The organism is Glycomyces sp. NPDC048151 (assembly GCF_043202775.1).
Taxonomy (GTDB): Bacteria; Actinomycetota; Actinomycetes; order Mycobacteriales; family Micromonosporaceae; genus Glycomyces.
Genome location: NZ_JBIDBB010000005.1, coordinates 532,897 through 550,218, shown reverse-complemented (window position 1 = coordinate 550,218; position 17,322 = coordinate 532,897). Strand labels below are relative to the sequence as shown.

The 17,322-nt window shown below is 70.7% G+C and carries 12 protein-coding genes and 1 pseudogene; 7 read left to right on the top strand and 6 right to left on the bottom strand.

Features of this window, described 5'->3' with window-relative positions; translation table 11 throughout:
* The first annotated feature begins 36 nt into the window (after positions 1–36).
* The 5 genes from ACGGCP_RS15015 to ACGGCP_RS14995 all read left to right on the top strand — a co-directional run bounded on the left by ACGGCP_RS15015 (position 37) and on the right by ACGGCP_RS14995 (position 7,861).
* Positions 37–1,707, top strand: coding sequence for a glycoside hydrolase family 13 protein (locus ACGGCP_RS15015; RefSeq protein WP_392966253.1), 1,671 nt, complete (start codon positions 37–39; stop codon positions 1,705–1,707).
* A gap of 228 nt (positions 1,708–1,935) precedes the next feature.
* Positions 1,936–3,093, top strand: a complete 1,158-nt coding sequence (gene rhaI, locus ACGGCP_RS15010; protein WP_392966250.1) for an L-rhamnose isomerase — start codon at positions 1,936–1,938, stop codon at positions 3,091–3,093.
* Positions 3,094–3,108: 15 nt separating this feature from the next.
* Entirely contained in the window at positions 3,109–5,130 is a 2,022-nt protein-coding gene (locus ACGGCP_RS15005; protein ID WP_392966248.1) for a bifunctional aldolase/short-chain dehydrogenase, read from the top strand.
* Positions 5,127–6,596 carry a rhamnulokinase family protein gene (locus tag ACGGCP_RS15000; protein WP_392966246.1) on the top strand — a complete coding sequence of 490 codons (1,470 nt, stop codon included), beginning with the start codon at positions 5,127–5,129 and terminating at the stop codon, positions 6,594–6,596. The genes ACGGCP_RS15005 and ACGGCP_RS15000 overlap by 4 nt, the downstream gene beginning before the upstream one ends.
* Before the next feature lie 32 nt (positions 6,597–6,628).
* Complete coding sequence (locus tag ACGGCP_RS14995) at positions 6,629–7,861, top strand: alpha-hydroxy-acid oxidizing protein (protein WP_392966243.1); 1,233 nt, start codon at positions 6,629–6,631, stop codon at positions 7,859–7,861.
* A gap of 40 nt (positions 7,862–7,901) precedes the next feature.
* On the opposite strand, the gene ACGGCP_RS14990 is transcribed toward ACGGCP_RS14995, so the two are convergent.
* Positions 7,902–9,374 (bottom strand): RICIN domain-containing protein, encoded by a 1,473-nt coding sequence (locus ACGGCP_RS14990; RefSeq protein ID WP_392966240.1) that lies wholly within the window; start codon positions 9,372–9,374, stop codon positions 7,902–7,904.
* 237 nt (positions 9,375–9,611) lie between these two features.
* Between ACGGCP_RS14990 and ACGGCP_RS14985 the strand changes: the two genes are divergently transcribed.
* Positions 9,612–10,085: a hypothetical protein gene (locus ACGGCP_RS14985; RefSeq protein ID WP_392966237.1), complete on the top strand. Its 474-nt coding sequence runs from the start codon at positions 9,612–9,614 to the stop codon at positions 10,083–10,085.
* A gap of 19 nt (positions 10,086–10,104) precedes the next feature.
* A pseudogene (locus ACGGCP_RS14980) lies at positions 10,105–10,584 on the top strand (phosphotransferase); the annotation flags it as partial.
* A gap of 198 nt (positions 10,585–10,782) precedes the next feature.
* Here ACGGCP_RS14980 and ACGGCP_RS14975 read toward each other — a convergent pair.
* From ACGGCP_RS14975 to manD, 5 genes are all read right to left on the bottom strand, one after another.
* Positions 10,783–11,511 (bottom strand): HAD family hydrolase, encoded by a 729-nt coding sequence (locus tag ACGGCP_RS14975; protein WP_392966234.1) that lies wholly within the window; start codon positions 11,509–11,511, stop codon positions 10,783–10,785.
* Positions 11,508–14,132 carry a family 78 glycoside hydrolase catalytic domain gene (locus tag ACGGCP_RS14970; RefSeq protein WP_392966232.1) on the bottom strand — a complete coding sequence of 875 codons (2,625 nt, stop codon included), beginning with the start codon at positions 14,130–14,132 and terminating at the stop codon, positions 11,508–11,510. The genes ACGGCP_RS14975 and ACGGCP_RS14970 overlap by 4 nt, the downstream gene beginning before the upstream one ends.
* 8 nt (positions 14,133–14,140) lie before the next feature.
* Entirely contained in the window at positions 14,141–15,448 is a 1,308-nt protein-coding gene (locus ACGGCP_RS14965) for an MFS transporter (protein WP_392966229.1), read from the bottom strand.
* A 97-nt stretch (positions 15,449–15,545) separates the two neighbouring features.
* Positions 15,546–16,085, bottom strand: a complete 540-nt coding sequence (locus tag ACGGCP_RS14960; RefSeq protein ID WP_392966226.1) for a gluconokinase — start codon at positions 16,083–16,085, stop codon at positions 15,546–15,548.
* A complete protein-coding gene (manD, locus tag ACGGCP_RS14955; RefSeq protein WP_392966223.1) occupies positions 16,082–17,320 on the bottom strand; it encodes a D-mannonate dehydratase ManD in 1,239 nt (412 codons plus the stop codon). Before manD ends, ACGGCP_RS14960 begins: the two co-directional genes overlap by 4 nt.
* Between the last annotated feature and the right edge of the window lie 2 nt (positions 17,321–17,322).

Below are 17,322 nucleotides of genomic sequence, written 5' to 3'. Positions count from 1 at the left end.
ATTTAATCACGGTATCAATTTTCGAAAGGCAACTCAATGACCGAGCTGCTGACCAGCACCACCGACGCCACCCCGCCGCAGCGCCTGGACGCCGACTGGTGGCGACAGGCCACCGTCTACCAGATCTACCCGCGCAGCTTCGCCGACGCGAACGGCGACGGCATCGGCGACCTCCCCGGCATCACCTCCCGCGTCGACTACCTCGCGCGGCTCGGCGTCGACGCCGTGTGGCTGAGCCCGTTCTACCCGTCCGAGCTGGCCGACGGCGGCTATGACGTCGCCGACTACCGCAACGTCGACCCGCGCCTGGGCACCCTCGCCGACTTCGACGCCATGGTCGCGGCCCTGCACGGGGCGGGCATCAAGCTCATCGTCGACATCGTCCCCAACCACTCCTCCGACCAGCACGAGTGGTTCAAGGAGGCGCTGGCAGCGCCGAAGGGCTCGCCCGAACGGGACCGGTACGTCTTCCGCGACGGCCTCGGCGAGCACGGCGAGCTGCCGCCGGCCGACTGGAAGTGCATGTTCGGCGGCCCCGCCTGGGACCCGGTCGGCGACGGCCAGTGGTACCTGCACCTGTTCGCCCCCGAGCAGCCGGACTTCAACTGGCACAACGAAGAGGTGCGCGCCGACTTCCTCAAGACCCTCCGGTTCTGGTCCGACCGGGGAGTGGACGGCTTCCGCGTCGACGTCGCCCACGCCCTCGCCAAGGACCTCCCCGAGAACCTGCCTTCGGAGGCCGAGCTCGCCGCGATGGACACCGCCACGGGCACGCACCTCTTGTGGGACCGCGACGAGGTCCACGAGATCTACGCCGGGTGGCGCGAGGTCTTCGACGAGTACGACCCGCCGCGCATCGCCGTCGCCGAGGCGTGGGTGAACCCGCCCTCGCGCCGCGCCCGCTACGCCAGCGCCTCCGGGCTCGGCCAGGCGTTCAACTTCGACCTGCTCGAAGCGGACTTCGACCCCGAGGCGTACCGGCGGATCATCGTCGACAACCTCGACCAGGCCGCCGCCTCCGGGTCGTCCACGACCTGGGTGTTCTCCAACCACGACGTGGTGCGCCACGCGACCCGGTACGGCCTGCCGCCCAACGGCGACCGGCCGCGCCACTACAACCGGACGTGGCTGCTCTCGGGCGGCACCGAGCCGGTGGTCGACACGGAGGCGGGGCTGCGCCGCGCCCGCGCCGCGACGTTGTTCATGCTCGCGCTGCCCGGCAGCGCGTACCTGTACCAGGGTGAGGAGCTGGGGCTGAGCGAGGTCGCGGACATCCCTGACGCGGCCCGGCAGGACCCGACGTTCTTCCGCAGCCCCGGCGTGGACGTGGGCCGCGACGGCTGCCGCGTCCCGCTCCCGTGGACCGCAACAGGCCGGTCGTTCGGGTTCGGCGACGCGAAAGCGCATCTGCCGCAGCCGGAGTGGTTCGGGGCGGCGTCGGTCGAGGCGCAGTCGGACGACCCGGCCTCGACGCTCAACCTGTACCGCGACGCGCTGGCGCTGCGGCGGGAGCTGCAGGCCGACGAGTCGCTGACGTGGGCGCCCTCGGAGCCGCAGGTGCTGCACCTGCGCCGGGCGAACGGGTGGGAGGCCGTGGCGAACTTCGGTTCGACGGCGGTGCCGCTGCCCGCCGGAGAGGTGCTGCTCGCGAGCGGGCCGGTCGACGGCGAGCTGCCCGGCGAGACCACGGTCTGGCTGCGGAACTAGGACCTGGCCCCGCCTCCGGTGCGAACGCGCCGGAGGCGGGGGCTGGTGCGGTCGCGGCGTTTGGGGTACGCTCATGCTCGGCAACTGAATGAATCGATTCAATAAATGTTTCGGAATTCAAGTATCAATTGACACTCGATTGCTTGACAAGGCCAGTTGAGAGCCGATTTACAGTATTGAATCGTTCAAATCATCTTCGGCTCGGGCCGGAGGGAAGGAGCACGGGTCATGGACGCCCCGCAAGTGAAGGCAGCGCTGCGCAGGCTGAGCATCGAGGTGCCCTCGTGGGCCTACGGGAACTCGGGCACCCGCTTCAAGGTCTTCGGCCAGGCCGGCGTGCCGCGCGACCCGTTCGAGAAGCTCGCCGACGCCGCCGAGGTCCACCGCTACACCGGCGCGGCCGCGACCGTGTCGCTGCACATCCCCTGGGACAAGGTCGACTCCTACGCCGAGCTCGCGGCCCACGCCGAGAACCTCGGCGTCGCGATCGGCGTCATCAACTCGAACACGTTCCAGGACGACGACTACATGCTCGGCTCGGTCTGCCACCCCCAGGCGGCCGTGCGGCGCAAGGCGGTCGACCACCTCCTGGAGTGCGTCGACATCATGGACGCCACCGGCTCCTCCGACCTCAAGCTCTGGTTCGCCGACGGCCTCAACTACCCCGGCCAGGACGACCTGCGCGCCCGCCAGGACCGCCTCGCCGAAGCGCTCGACGAGGTCTACGCCCGCCTCGGCGCGGACCAGCGCATGATCCTGGAGTACAAGTTCTTCGAGCCCGCGTTCTACGCCACCGACGTGCCCGACTGGGGCACCGCGTACGCGCACACGCTCCGCCTGGGCGACAAGGCGAAGGTCGTGGTCGACACCGGCCACCACGCCCCCGGCACCAACATCGAGTTCATCGTCGCGTTCCTCCTCCGCGAAGGCAAGCTCGGCGCGTTCGACTTCAACTCCCGCTTCTACGCCGACGACGACCTCATCGCCGGTGCCGCCGACCCGTTCCAGCTCTTCCGGATCATGCACGAGGTCGCGCGCGGCGGCGGCCTCGACGCGGGTGTCAACTTCATGCTCGACCAGTGCCACAACATCGAGCCGAAGATCCCCGGCCAGATCCGGTCCGTGATGAACGTGCAGGAGGCGACCGCGAAGGCGCTCCTGGTCGACACCGACGCGCTCGGCAAGGCGCAGGCCGACGGGGACGTGCTGGGGGCCAACGCGGTCCTCATGGACGCCTACAACACCGACGTGCGCCCGCTGCTCGCCGAACTGCGCGAGGAGCAGGGCCTCGCGCCCGACCCGATGCGGGCCTTCAATGCCTCCGGGTACGCCGAGAAGATCGCCGCCGAACGCGTCGGCGGGGCGCAGGCTGGTTGGGGTGCTTAAGGAATGGGAGACACCGTGAAAGACCTCATCGCGCGCTCGAACCGGCTCGGGGCCGACAAGCGCAACACCAACTACGCGGGCGGCAACACCTCCGCGAAGGGCACGGACACCGACCCGGTCACGAGCGAACCGGTGGAACTGCTGTGGGTCAAGGGCTCCGGCGGCGACCTCGGGACGCTGACCGAGGCCGGACTGGCCGTGCTGCGGCTGGACCGCATGCGCGCCTTGGTGAAGACCTACCCGGGCGAGGAACGCGAAGACGAGATGGTCGCCGCGTTCGACTACTGCCTGCACGGGCGCGGCGGGGCCGCGCCGTCGATCGACACCGCGATGCACGGGCTCGTCGAGGCCGCGCACGTCGACCACCTGCACCCGGACGCGGGGATCGCGCTGGCGACCGCCGCCGACGGCGAGGCGCTGACCCGCGAGTGCTTCGGCGACCGCGTCGTGTGGGTCGACTGGCGCAGGCCCGGTTTCCAGCTGGGCCTTGACATCGCGGCCGTGCAGGCGGCGAACCCGCAGGCCATCGGGTGCATCCTCGGCGGCCACGGCATCACCGCGTGGGGTGCGACCTCCGAGGAGTGCGAGGCGAACTCGCTGGAGATCATCGCGAAGGCGCAGGCGTTCATCGAGGAGAGCGGCAACACCGAGCCGTTCGGCCCGGCGGTGGCCGCGTTCGCGCCGCTGCCGGAGGCCGAGCGCCGCGAGCGGGCCGCCGCCCTCGCGCCGGTGGTCCGGGGCCTGGCCTCTCAGGACAACCGCCAGGTCGGGCACTTCACCGACGAGGAGGAGGTGCTCGATTTCCTCGCCTCCGCGCGGATGCCCGAGCTCGCGGCCCTCGGCACGTCGTGCCCGGACCACTTCCTGCGCACCAAGGTCCGGCCGCTGGTCCTCGACCTCCCGCCGACCGCGTCCCTTGAGGACACCGTGGCGAGGTTGCAAGAGCTGCACGAGGCCTACCGGGCGGACTACCGGGCCTACTACGAGCGGTTCGCGACGGCGGACTCCCCCGCGATGCGCGGCGCGGACCCGGCGATCGTGCTGGTGCCGGGCGTGGGCATGTTCTCGTTCGGCAAGGACAAGCAGACTGCGCGGGTGGCGGGCGAATTCTACGTCAACGCCATCAACGTGATGCGGGGTGCGGAGTCGATCTCCACGTACGCGCCCATCGCGGAGTCGGAGAAGTTCCGCATCGAGTACTGGTCGCTCGAAGAGGCCAAGCTTCAGCGGATGCCGAAGCCGAAGGCCCTGGCCACGCGGGTCGCACTCGTCACGGGCGGCGGCTCCGGGATCGGCCGGGCCATCGCGCACAGGCTCGCAGCTGAAGGCGCGTGCGTCGTCGTCGCCGACCGGGACGGCGAGGCCGCCGCGACCGTGGCCGCCGAGCTCGGCTCGACCGACGTGGCCGTTCCGGTCACTGTGGACGTGACCGATGAAGACGCGATCAAGGCGTCGATCGCACAGGCGGCCTTGGCGTTCGGCGGGGTGGACCTGATCGTGAACAACGCGGGTCTCTCGCTGTCGAAGCCGCTGCTGGAGACCACGGCGGCGGACTGGGACCTGCAGCACGATGTCATGGCGAAGGGCTCGTTCCTGGTGAGCCGTGAGGCCGCCCGGTTGATGATCGCGCAGGGCATGGGGGGCGACATCGTCTACATCGCGTCGAAGAACTCGGTGTTCGCGGGCCCCAACAACATCGCGTACTCCGCGACGAAGGCCGACCAGGCGCACCAGGTGCGGCTCCTCGCAGCCGAGCTGGGCGAGCACGGCATCCGGGTGAACGGGATCAACCCGGACGGCGTCGTGCGCGGCTCGGGGATCTTCGCGTCCGGTTGGGGCGCGAACCGCGCCGCCGTCTACGGCGTCGAGGAGGAGAAGCTCGGCGAGTTCTACGCGCAGCGGACCCTGCTCAAGCGCGAAGTGCTGCCCGACCACGTGGCCGACGCGGTCTTCGCGCTCACCGGCGGCGACCTCTCGCAGACCACCGGGCTCCACGTGCCGGTGGACGCGGGCGTCGCGGCTGCGTTCCTGCGATGAGCGGCAAGCGTTTCGCCGCCGTCGACCTGGGAGCGTCCTCAGGGCGCGTGATCGCCGCGCACCTGGACGGGGACCGGATCGAACTGGCGGAGGCCGCGCGGTTCCCGAACCGCTCGGTCGATGTGCGCGGGCGGCTCTACTGGGACGTGCTCGGCCTGTGGTCCGGCGTCCTCGACGGCCTGCGCGCCGTCGGCGACGCGGTCTCGGTCGGCGTGGACTCGTGGGCGGTCGACTACGGCCTCGTCGACGCCGACGGGCACCTCGTCGGGAACCCGGTCAGCTACCGCGACGGCCGCAACGCCGCCGCGCGGGAACGGGTGCTCGGTGCGGCCGACCCCGCGGCGTGGTTCGCGCGCACCGGGATCCAGCACCAGCCGTTCAACACCGCGTTCCAACTCGCCGCCGAAGACCGGCGGACCCTCGACCGCGCTGACCGCGCACTGCTCATCCCCGACCTGCTCGGGTACTGGCTGTCCGGCGTCAAGGCATGCGAGGCGACCAACGCGTCCACGACCGGCCTCGTCGACCAGGCCACCGGCGACTGGGACCCCGGACTCCTCGACACCGTCGGGGTCCGGCCCGGCCTGCTCGGCGCGATCACGCCGCCGGGGACGGTCCTCGGGCCGGTGCTGCCCGAGATCGCCGCCCGGACCGGACTCGGCCCGGAGACCCGCGTGGTCGCCGTGGCCTCCCACGACACCGCCAGCGCGGTCGCCGCCGTCCCGGCCGAGAAGGACGGCTTCGCGTACATCTCCTGCGGCACTTGGTCGCTCGTGGGCGTCGAACGCGAAGCGCCGGTCCTCACCGAGGAGGCCCGGCTCTCCGGGTTCACCAACGAGGCCGGAGTCGACGGGACGGTCCGGTTCCTGCGGAACGTGGCCGGGCTGTGGCTGCTGTCGGAGTCGCTGCGTACGTGGGAAGCCGAGGGGCTCGACATCGACCTCGCGGACCTGCTCGAACGGGCCGGGCGCTTCGAGCGGCTGCGTTCGGTGGTCGACCCCGACGACGCCCGGTTCGCCGAGCCGGGGAACATGCCCGAGCGGATCCGGGCCTACTGCGCCGAGACGGGCCAGCCGGTCCCGGAGGACCCGGTGGCGGTGGCGGCGTGCGTGGTCGACTCGCTCGCGCTGGCGCACCGGCGGGCCGTCCTCGCACTCGAGACGCTGACCGGCGAGCCGGTCGCGACGGTGCACATGGTCGGCGGCGGGACCCGGAACGCGCTGCTGTGCCAGGCGACGGCCGACGCGACGGGCCTGCCGGTCCTCGCCGGTCCGGTCGAGGCCACCGCCTTGGGCAACGCGCTGGTCCAGGCGCAGGCGCTCGGCCTCATCGCCGCGGGCCCGGAGAGCCGGCGGGCCGCGGCGCGCGCCTCGACGCGGTCTCGACTCTACTCACCCCAAGGGCCGCAAGGCGTTTGGGAGCGCGCTGCGGCACGCTTGCACGACCTCCCCATCCGGGCCGCGTGAAGGCCCGTGAACGAACACCGATTGGCCCTCGCATGACGAAACGACAATTCCCCCGTCCCAAGGACCTGCTGCCCTTGGTGAAGTTCAAGAAGCCCGACTTCAACGCGAAGCGGCGGCGGCTCAAGGCGGCGCTCACGATCGAGGACCTGCGCCTCATCGCGAAGCGCCGCACCCCGCGCGCCGCGTTCGACTACACCGAGGGCGCGGCCGAGGCCGAGCTCTCGCTGGCGCGGGCGCGGCAGGCGTTCAAGGACATCGAGTTCCACCCGGCGATCCTGCGGGACGTGTCGCAGCTCGACACCGGCTGGGACGTGCTCGGCAGGCGTTCCGAGCTGCCGTTCGGCATCGCGCCCACCGGGTTCACGCGGATGATGCACACCGAGGGCGAGCGCGCCGGTGCCGGTGCGGCGGCGGCCGCGGGCATCCCGTTCGCGCTGTCCACAATGGGCACCACGCCGATCGAGGACGTGGCCGAGGCGGGCGGGCCGGACGGCCGCAACTGGTTCCAGCTGTACATGTGGAAGGACCGGGACCGCTCGATGGCCCTGGTCGACCGGGCGGCGGCGGCCGGGTTCGACACGCTGCTGGTCACTGTGGACGTGCCGGTCGCGGGGGCGCGGCTGCGCGACAAGCGCAACGGGTTCGCGATCCCGCCGGAGCTGACGGCGAAGACGTTCTTCGACATGGCGAGGCACCCGAACTGGTGGTTCGACATGCTCACGACCGAGCCTTTGGCGTTCGCGTCGCTGAGCCGCTGGTCGGGCACGGTGGCCGAGCTGCTGAACACGATGTTCGACCCGACGGTGGACTACGAGGACCTGGCCTGGATCAAGGAGCAGTGGCCGGGCAAGGTGGTGGTGAAGGGCGTGCAGACCGTCGCGGACGCGAAGCGCCTGGCGGACATGGGCGTCGACGGAATCACCCTGTCGAACCACGGCGGGCGGCAGCTCGACCGGGCGCCGGTCCCGTTCCACCTCCTGCCGGAGGTCGTGCGCGAGGTCGGCCGGGACACCGAGGTGCACGTGGACACGGGCATCATGTCGGGCGCGGACGTCGTCGCGTCGATCGCGCTGGGCGCGCGGTTCACGATGATCGGCCGGGCGTACCTGTACGGGCTCATGGCGGGCGGGCGCGACGGCGTGGACCGCACGATCGCGATCCTCAAGGAGGAGGTCGAGCGCACGATGAAGCTGCTCGGCGTCGCCTCGCTGGAGGAGCTGGAGCCGGGCCACGTGACCCAGCTCCAGCGTCTCGTCCCGCGCTAAGCGGTTTTCGGGAGCCCCTGGCGATCGCCGGGGGCTTTCGCTATACGCCGAGCCAGGACTGGGGTCCGGCGTAGGCGTCGAGGAGGTTCGGCACCGCGCTGGCGGCGTCGAGGGTGTAGCTGTAGAAGTCGGACGGGTTGAAGGCCGAGCCCCGGGTGATCTGGTCGCCGGTGCAGTCGACGAGAATGCTGCCGCTCTGGCGCAGCTGCGCGGCCGCGTCGGGGTAGAACGGGTCGTTGACGTTGTCGAAGTAGGAGTTCTCCAGGACCATCTTCGTCGCGCCGCGGGCGTAGTTGCCGTAGCCCGAGATGTCCTGCAGGTAGTTGTTGTACAGGTGGGCGTAGGCGACGTTGTCGGTGCTGGGGTTGCGCTGGTTGGTGCCGTGGATCCAGTTGTGGTGGATGGTCATCCGGGCGGTGACGTTCTCGGTCCAGCCGATGCCGAAGGACTTGTTGTTGGGGCCCAGCTCGTTCCAGGAGACCGTGAGGTTCGTGGTGTCCTTGCGCGAGTCGATGAGGCCGTCGTTCATGTTGTAGATGCGGTTGTGGTCGATCCAGACGTTGCTTGCGGTGTCCATCTGGATGGCGTCGTAGTCGTACGCGTCGTCGCCGGGGTCGTCGTCGGCCATGAGCGTGTCGCGGATCGTCAGGTTCCTGATGATGACGTTGTTGACGCCGGTGCCGAGGAAGAAGCCGCCGCCGACGATCTGGCCCGAGGTGCCGACGCCGATGATCGTCTTGTTCGAGCCGACCCTGATCTCCTTGCCCTTGGGGCTGATGTTGATCGTGCCCGAGACCTTGATGATGTGGGAGCCGGAGGCCGCGGCGTACTGCTCCAGGGCCGCCTGGGTGGTGACGGTGACGGTGGTGCCGCCCTGGCCGCCGGTGGTGCCGTTGCCGAAGCCCTCGAGGTCGTCGACGTGCCCGGGCCGGGTGGAGGTGCCGACCGGGACGAGCGCCCACTGCTGGTTGGTGCCGCCGGTGGCGGTGTACTGGGAGATGCGTCCGCCTTGGGCGGTGGACCACTCCCAGACGTCCAGGGCCTTGCCGGAGGCGCGGTTCACGAAGGTGGCGTAGCCGCCGCTCTCGGTGATCTTCCACTGCTGGTTCGTGGAGTTCGCGTCGCCCCACTGCTGGACTTTCGCGCCGTCCGCGGTCGAGCCGCTCGCGACGTCGAGGACCTTATTCGAGTGCCGGGCTTGAATACGGTAGTAGCCGCCGCCTGCGTCGACGAACCTGAACTGCTGGTCGTAGGAGCCGTTGGAGGCCCATTGGACCGCTTCGGCGCCGTTGTCGAGCGAGGCCGCGCGGATGCCCATGACGAGCCCGGAGTGGCGGGACTGCAGGTTGTACCAGGTGCCGACCTCGAAGGCATCGGCCTGCTGGGTGTTCCAGACGCTGATGCCGGTGGCGGCGAGGACGGCGCTCACGAGGACCGCGAGCGCGAGCGCCAGGCGCCTGCCCCGGGTGGCGAGTGCCCGCGGCGGGGCGCTCGCGGGCGTGGTGGTGGACATGGAGGTGCCTTTCGGTCGGAGGGGGCGACGGCCGGATATCGATGACCGTCACATTTATTTTCATCAATTTACATAACCCGAGGAGGCCTGGCAAGCGCTCCGCGGCGTCGAATGCGGACGGTGACGACTGCCGGTGAGCACGGTCTTGCGATACCGTTATCAGTGCCCGCTTCACCATGGGCCCCACGCACACCGCGGCACGGCACCGCTCATCCCGCTAGGACAGCCAAGCCCCGTATGGAAGACCCCGCTCTCAGCGACCTGCCCGCCTCCACCCGCGCCGCCGTGCTCACCCTCGGCGGCCTCTGCGGCCTCGGGCTGCTGTGCGCCGCCGGGCTGGCCCTGGCGATCGTCAGCGCCGCTCACCTGCGCTCCACGGGCGCGCCCGTGCCCGACGGAGCCGCGCCCGCGCTCTACCGCTTCGCCGCCGGCACCCTCGCGGTCGCCGTCTGCCGGGGCGCGCTCGCCTCGATGGTGATGCGCCGCAGCGCCATCGGCCGCCGCCTCGCCTGCCTCGTAGAGACCGGTGTCATCGCCCTCGGCCTGCTCTCCTGGTACAACGGCCCCGGCTTCGAAGGCCCCCGCGCGGGCCACACCGCCGTGACCGCCGACCTCGCCTCCTGGTTCGGCGCGACAGCGGGCATCGTCGTCTCGATCGCGGTCATCCTGCTCCTGTGGACGAGAGCCTCCGAGGCTTGGTGCGACCGCTGAGCGCCACTAGGATTCGGGCATGGAGCAGATAGGCGGCGGCCGCGCGTCCCAGGTGTTCGCCCTCGACGACCGGAAGGTCCTGCGGCGCGGCCCGTTCGACGCCGCCGCGGAGGCGAATCTGATGCGGTACCTGCACGCCCTGGGGTTCCCGGTCCCGGAGGTGTTCGCGCCCGAAGGCGCGGACCTGACGATGGAGCGCCTGCACGGCCGCACCCTCGGAGCCGAGGTGAGCGCCGGATTGATCAGCGTGCCCGAGGCCGCCAAGATGCTCCTCGAACTGCACGACCGCCTCCACGAGATCGACGCCCCGCCCGGCCTGCCCGGGTCGCCGCGAGGCGTCGCGATGGACGACGGCGGCCTCAGGAAGGTGCTCCACCTCGACCTCCACCCGGAGAACGTGATCGTCACCGACCAGGGCCCGTTCCTCATCGACTGGACCAACGCGGCTGCAGGTGCGCCGGAGAACGACCTGGCCGTCACCTGGGCGATCATCGTCGGCATCGACACCGCCGAGCTCGGCCCCGAACTGGCCGCGCAGCTCTCCTGGTTCGAAGCGGCCCGCGCCGAACTCGTCGGCGCGTTCCGGGAGCGGACAGGACCGCAGGCGCTGGCGAACGCCGTCGCCTACCGCACCGCCGACCCGAACACGGACGCGGCCGAAGCCGCGCGACTGCGAGACGCCTTCGCCCGCAGCGTCTTACGGCAGGAAGTCGAGGACGTGGACCAGCCCGCGCTCGCCCGTGCCGGGCCTGGCCGGGAGGATGTAGGCCCTTGCGCCGATCGCGGCCGCGCCGCCGTCCCGTGCGGCGTTGTCGCCGACCATGAGCGTCGCAGCCGGGTCGGCTCCCAGCGCTTCGCAGGCCAGCCGGAACAGCTCCGGGTCGGGCTTCTCCCTGCCGTGCTCGAACGAGACCACGCAGGCGCCGACGAGGCCGTCCAGGCCGAGGCAGGCGAGGTGGACGCGCGGGTCCCACGCGAAGTCGCTCACGATGCCGACCTTGATCCCCTTGGCGTGCAACGCCCGCAGCACGGGCTCGGTGTCGGGGAACGGAACCCAGGAGCCCGGCGCCTGGAGGTTCGCATAGGCAGTGTCCTCAGCGCCCCGGATGAAGTCGACCTCCTTCCACCACGCGTAGATCGCCGCGCGGTGCCGCTCGGCGGACAGGTCGCGGCCCTTCTGGGCCGCCTGGACCTCGGGGAGGCGGTAGGTCTCCGTAAGGTCCCGGGCGATCGCCTCGGAGCCCAGGGCCTCGAGGCGATCGGTCCGGTCGGCGGCCTCGGCGAAGCGGCGCAGCCACTCCTCCAGGTCGATCAGGCGGAAGATCGTGTTGCTGAAGTCGAACAGGACCGCCTCGACCGGCGGGACGGGCCCGGTCGGCTCCGCGGGGCGGAGGAAGTCGGCGGCGCGGTCGTGGAGGCTGCTCACCCCGCCACTCTAAGCGGACGCACGAAGTCGAAGGCGCCTTCGGTCGCCGCCGCCTCCTGGCCGTTCGGGAAGCGGATCCGGCAGGTGGATCCGGGCGGGACCGCGAGCGTGAGATGGAACTCGCCGTCCTCGGCCCTCCATGCGACGCCGATCCGCCCCTGCGGAGTGTCGAGCGATCCCTTCGCCCACGTGAGGCTCTCGTGCAGGACGGGGGCGACGGTGAAGGACTCCCAGGCGGTCGAGCCCTCCTGCTGGCGCAGGCCGAGCGTGTGGGTGTGCAGGAAGCGGATCACCGCGCCTTTGCTGTAGTGGTTGAGGGAGTCGTGGGCGTCGCCTCGCTCGTCGACGCCGTCCCAGTCCTCCCAGATCGTCGTCGCGCCCCGGTCGAGCATGCCGAGCCACGACGGCGAGGTGCGCTGGAACAGCAGGTCGTAGGCGACGTCGGCGTGGCCGGTGTCGGCCAGGACTGGAAGGAGGTCGGCGGTGGAGAGGAACCCGGTAGTGAGGTGGTTCCCCTTCTCGCGGATGAGTTCGACGAGGCGGGCGGCGGCCTGCGTGCGCAGGCGCTTGGGCATCAGGCCGAAGTTCAGGGCCCGGACGTAGCTCGCCTGCGTGTCGGAGCGCGTGCGGCCGTTCACGTCGAGGAACTCGGTGTGCCAGGCGTCGCGCACCGCTGCGGCGGTCGCGTCGTAGTGGAGGGCGTCCTCCTCGCGGCCGAGCACGGAGGCGACCTTGGCGAGCGTCGCGACGGATCGGTACAGGTAGGCGGTGCCGATCTCGCCCTTGTCGGCCATGAACCAGGCCGTCGGGTTCGTCTTGACCGGGTCGACGAGCGTGCCGTCGGGGCCCTGCTCCTTGGGCTCGCACCACTCTCCCCAGTGGAAGGAGCCGTCCCAGAGGTGGCGCTCGTGCGGGGCCGGTTCGGGCGAGCGCTCGATGCGGGAACGATGGCGGGCCGAGGCGGCGGTCGCGAGCTGCCACGCCGCCCAGCGGACCATCGCGTCCCAGTTCTCTTCCAGCACTTGCACATCGCCGTACGCGGTGTAGAGCTCCCAGGGGACGGCGGTGATCGCGTCGCCCCAGCCCGCAGAACCGGTCATCATCGCGAACTGGGTGTCGGGATGCGACTTGATCTGGCGCCCGTCCGGCGAGAAGTTCGCGATCCGGCCGTCCGGCAGCTGGTCGTCTCGGACCGAGCGGAGCCACTTGCGGCTGAAGCCGAGCACGTCGTACAGGCGCGTCGCGGTGGGCAGGAAGACCTGGTAGTCGCCGGTCCAGCCGAGGCGTTCGCGGGTCGGGCAGTCGGTCGGGACGTCGACGGCGTTGCCCTGGAAGCTCCACTTCGCGACCTCGTGGAGACGGTTCAGGTCCTCTTCGCTGCAAGCGAACTCGCCCACCGGCGCGAGGTCCGTGTTGACGATGCGCATGCGCAGGGCGTCGGGGTCGAGCGGGGCGTCGCGCTGGAGGCGGGCGTACTGGAAGCCGTGCACGGTGTGGCGCGGTTCGAAGGCCGCGCCGGAGCCGTCGGAGACGACGACGTCGCGCTGCACGAACGCGATCGGCGGTTCGCCGGGCTTGAACGAGTCGAGATTAGAGGTGGAGAGGTCGCCGTCCGGGCCGACGTGCTCGCCGTAGTCGATCACCGTGCGGGTCCCGGCCGGGCCGAGGTCGGTCAGGGCGATCCAGCCGGAGGCGTTCTGGCCGAAGTCGGCGACCCACACGCCGTCCCCGACCTCGGCGACCTTGACGGCCGGGCGGGACTCGACGATGCGGACCGGCGGCGCGGGCGACCAGCCGACGGCCGGGGCGCTCACCTGGTCGACCAGGACCGGGACCGGTTCGCTCAGGGGCGCTTGGAGGTCGAGGGTCTGGCCGTCCATGAGGTCGGCGCGGGTGATCGGCGACGGCGCGCTCGTCCACGACCCGTTGGTCCCGACCACCTCGCTCGTGCCGTCCTCGTATTCGAGGTGGAGTTCGGCCCGGGCTCCGAGAACCGTGCCCCACTGGGCGGGCTCGCGGAACGCGCCGACCTGGCCCCGGTACCAGCCGTCCGAGAGGACGATCTCGATCCGGTTGCCGCCCTTGCGGATCGCGCCGGTGACGTCGGCGGCCTGGGCGTAGAGGGTCCGGTCGTACGAGGTCGAGCCCGGCGAGAGTTCGGCCGTGCCGGCGCGCTCGCCGTTCACGAACGCCTCGTAGACGCCGAGCGCGGTCGCGTAGAGCCGGGCCGAGCGGACCTCCCGCGCGTTGAAGGTACGCGCGAGGACGTGGGCCCCGCGCCTGCCGTAGCCGGGGTCCTCGGCCTCAACCGGGGAGATCCACCTCGCGGTCCAGTCCGCGTCGAGCAGACCGGACTCGAAGGCGTGCCGGGCGGACCATGCGCCGCCCGGCGCGCGCACGCGCCATTCGACCCGCTGCGCGCTGGCGAGCGGGGCCCAGGGCCAGGCCACCAGGCGGTGCCCGGCGGCCTCGGCCGAGACGGTCGCGCCGTCCACGACGGCCTCGATTTCGTAGGAGGGCGCGTCGGAGGCGGGCTTCCAGGACAGGCGCGGCGCGGGCCCGGAGACCGGGAACTGGTCGCCGCCGGAGTCGATACGCAGGTCGTAAGGCGCTGGGTGCATCGTCTTCCCTATCGGACCGATTTGATCTTGAACATGATGATGAGGCCGCCGATCATTGCCAGCGCCGCACCGGTGAGGTAGAGCAGCGTGTAGTTCTTGTCGCCGCCGTCGGCGACGCCGAGCGTGATGATGAACGGCGCGAGCAGCGGCGCGACGGCGCTGGGGATCTTCTGCGCGAACGCCACGACGGCCATGTAGCGCCCGGCCTGGGCCCGGTCGGGCAGGACCGCGAAGACGATCGCCTGGTCGACGGCAGCGAACACGGCGATGGCGAGCTGCATGAGGACCGCGCCGACGATGAGCTGCGGCATCGAGTACGCGAAGGCCTCGGCGATCGCGCCGCCCACGAACAGGAGCGCGCCGATGAACGTGAACAGCTTGCGGCGCTGGAGCTTGTCCGAGAGGAACCCGCCCGCGATGGCGCCGGCGGTGGCCGCGACGATGCCGAGCATGCCGATGGTCGCCACGATCCCGGCGACCTCCTTGACGGGCATGTCGAGGCGCTGGGCGTAGAAGAAGGTGCCGAAGGCGGTGTTGAAGTACAGGCCCATGAAGAAGATGAAGCGGCCGAGCCAGTTCCAGCCGAAGTCGGGGTACTTGCGCGGGTTGAAGCCGTAGCTGGCGACCAGGCTCTTGACGGTGACTCCGGTGCCTTCGCCCACGAGCTCGCGGGAGTCGCCTTCGGGCTTGAAGATCGGGAACAGGACGAGCAGGACCGCGCCGACGAGGCCGGGCACGACGAAGACCAGGAGGGTGCTGGAGGCGACCGCGTAGGCGATGCCGATGCCGAGGACGGGCGCGATCTGGGTGGAGACGTTCGCGAGCGCGGAGACCTTGCCGCGCTGCTCTTCGGGGACGCGGTCGGCCTGGAGGTTCTGGACGGCCTGCCCGGCGGTGGACCAGCCGATCATGCCGACGACCCAGGCGAGGCCGACGGTGAGGAGGCTCGGGGAGGCGGCGATGGCGACGAGGCCGATCATGCCGAGGACGGTTCCGGCGAGCATGAAGGGCGTGCGGCGGCCGAGTTTGGAGCGGACGCGGTCGCTCCAGAGCCCGATGAGGGGGCTGAGGACGAGGTAGGTGAACTGGGCGGTGCCGGTGACGTAGCCGAGGAGTTCTTCGCGGCCGGGGGCGAGCTCGTCGATGCGCACCGCGAGGGAGTACGAGATCGGGACCATGATGGCCATGGAGGCGCCGAAGCTGGCGAGCATGATCCAGGCCAGGTAGGCCTTGCTGACGCGCTCTAGTGGCGGGGCCGTGATCTGGCCCGCGGGGGGTTCGGGCGCCACCGCGGTGGCCTGGTTGTCGTCGGTCATGTCGACTTCCTTGTCGCTTGGATTACGAGGGATACACCTGTTGCCGGGGGTGCTGCTTGTGTCGATATGGATTTGTGAGCAAAAGGGGCTGAACGGACTACGGAACGAATGGCTCGAGGTCGTTGGAACGTTTCAGATGGGTGTGGATCGTCGCGACCACGGCCTGCGGTGAGTCCTCGATGCCGACGGTGAGGCCGGGTTCGCCGGGTTCGAGCGGTTCGAGGGTGGCGAACTGGGAGTCGAGGAGGCCCGGCGGCATGAAGTGCCCGGCGCGGGCGTGCATCCGGGCGGCGATGAGCTCGCGGGAGCCGTGGAGGTGGACGAAGCGCACTTCGGTTCCGGCGGCCGCCGCGATGGCCTCGCGGTAGGCGCGGCGCAGGGCCGAGCAGGCGACGACGGCCGGGGTCCCGGCCGCGAGGCCGGCGCGGATCGCCGCGCCGACCTCGGCGAGCCAGGGCCAGCGGTCCTCGTCGGTGAGCGGGGTCCCCGAGGCCATCTTCTTGACGTTGGCCTCGGGGTGGAGGTCGTCGGCGTCGGTGAACGCGCCTCCGACCGCCGCGGCCAGCGCCGCGGCGATCGTGGACTTGCCGCAGCCGGAGACGCCCATGACGACGACCGCGAGGGGTTCGGTGCTCACCAGTCGTGGACCGTTCCGTCGGCGAGGCGGTTGTACGGCAGGTAGGCCTGCACGTACGGGTATTTGCCCGCTTCGTCGGTGTCGAGCTCGACGCCCAGGCCCGGTTGGTCTCCGGGGTGGAGGAGCCCGTCGGTCCAGGTGAAGGACTGCTGGAAGACCTGGTCGGTCTTCTCGCCGTGCTTCATGTACTCCTGGATGCCGAAGTTGTGGATGGACAGGCCGAGGTGCATGGCGGCGGCCATGCCCACGGGGCTGATGTCGGTGGGGCCGTGCATGCCGGACTTGATCTGGTACTGCGCGGCGTAGTCGAGGACCTTCTTCAGGTGGCTGATGCCGCCGGTGTGGGTGACGGCGCTGCGGACGTAGTCGATGAGCTGTTCGCGGATGATCTGCTGGTAGTCCCACACGGTGTTGAAGATCTCGCCGATGGCGAGGGGCGTGGTGGTGTGCTGGCGGACCAGGCGCAGGGCCTCCTGGTTCTCGGCGGGCGTGACGTCCTCGAGCCAGAACAGGTCGTACGGTTCGAGGGTCTTGCCGAGCTTCGCGGCCTGGATCGGGGTGAGCCGGTGGTGCGCGTCGTGGAGCAGCGGCAGCTCGGGGCCGAACTCGTTCCTGACGGCTTCGAAGACCGTGGGCAGGTGGCGGAGGTAGGAGCGGGTGTCCCAGTCCTCCTCGTTCGGGAGGGCGCCGCGCTGGGCCGGTTCGTGGTCGTAGCGGACGCCTTCCATCGCTTCGAAGGTGGCGTTGGAGGCGATGCCGTAGATGGACTTGAGGCCCGGGACGCCGGTCTGGACGCGGATGGCCTTGTAGCCCTGCTCCTGGTGGGAGCGGATGGAGTCGAACAGTTCGGCGGTGTCCTTGCCGGAGGCGTGGCCGTAGGCGAGGAGCCCGGTGCGGGAGGCGCCGCCGAGCAGCTGGTAGACGGGCATGCCGGCGGCCTTGCCCTTGATGTCCCACAGCGCCATGTCGACCGCGGCGATCGCGGCCATGGTGACGGGGCCGCGCCGCCAGTATGCGGAGCGGTAGAGGAACTGCCAGGTGTCCTCGATGCGGTGGGCGTCGCGGCCCAGCAGCAGCGGGACGACGTGGTCGGAGAGGTAGGCCACGACGGCGAGTTCGCGGCCGTTCAAGGTCGCGTCGCCGAGGCCGGTGAGGCCGTCGTCGGTGGTGAGTTTCAGGGTGACGAAGTTCCGGTCGGGGCTGGTGACGATGACTTCGGCTCTGTCGATGATCACGG

Excerpts from the sequence above, each read along its gene's own strand:
- ACGGCP_RS15000 (WP_392966246.1), top strand. The coding sequence starts at position 5,127 with ATGAGCGGCAAGCGTTTCGCCGCCGTCGACCTGGGAGCGTCCTCAGGG.
- rhaI (WP_392966250.1), top strand. The coding sequence starts at position 1,936 with ATGGACGCCCCGCAAGTGAAGGCAGCGCTGCGCAGGCTGAGCATCGAG.
- ACGGCP_RS14965 (WP_392966229.1), bottom strand. The coding sequence starts at position 15,448 with ATGACCGACGACAACCAGGCCACCGCGGTGGCGCCCGAACCCCCCGCG.
- ACGGCP_RS15015 (WP_392966253.1), top strand. The coding sequence starts at position 37 with ATGACCGAGCTGCTGACCAGCACCACCGACGCCACCCCGCCGCAGCGC.
- ACGGCP_RS14970 (WP_392966232.1), bottom strand. The coding sequence starts at position 14,132 with ATGCACCCAGCGCCTTACGACCTGCGTATCGACTCCGGCGGCGACCAG.
- ACGGCP_RS14990 (WP_392966240.1), bottom strand. The coding sequence starts at position 9,374 with ATGTCCACCACCACGCCCGCGAGCGCCCCGCCGCGGGCACTCGCCACC.
- ACGGCP_RS14985 (WP_392966237.1), top strand. The coding sequence starts at position 9,612 with ATGGAAGACCCCGCTCTCAGCGACCTGCCCGCCTCCACCCGCGCCGCC.
- ACGGCP_RS14995 (WP_392966243.1), top strand. The coding sequence starts at position 6,629 with ATGACGAAACGACAATTCCCCCGTCCCAAGGACCTGCTGCCCTTGGTG.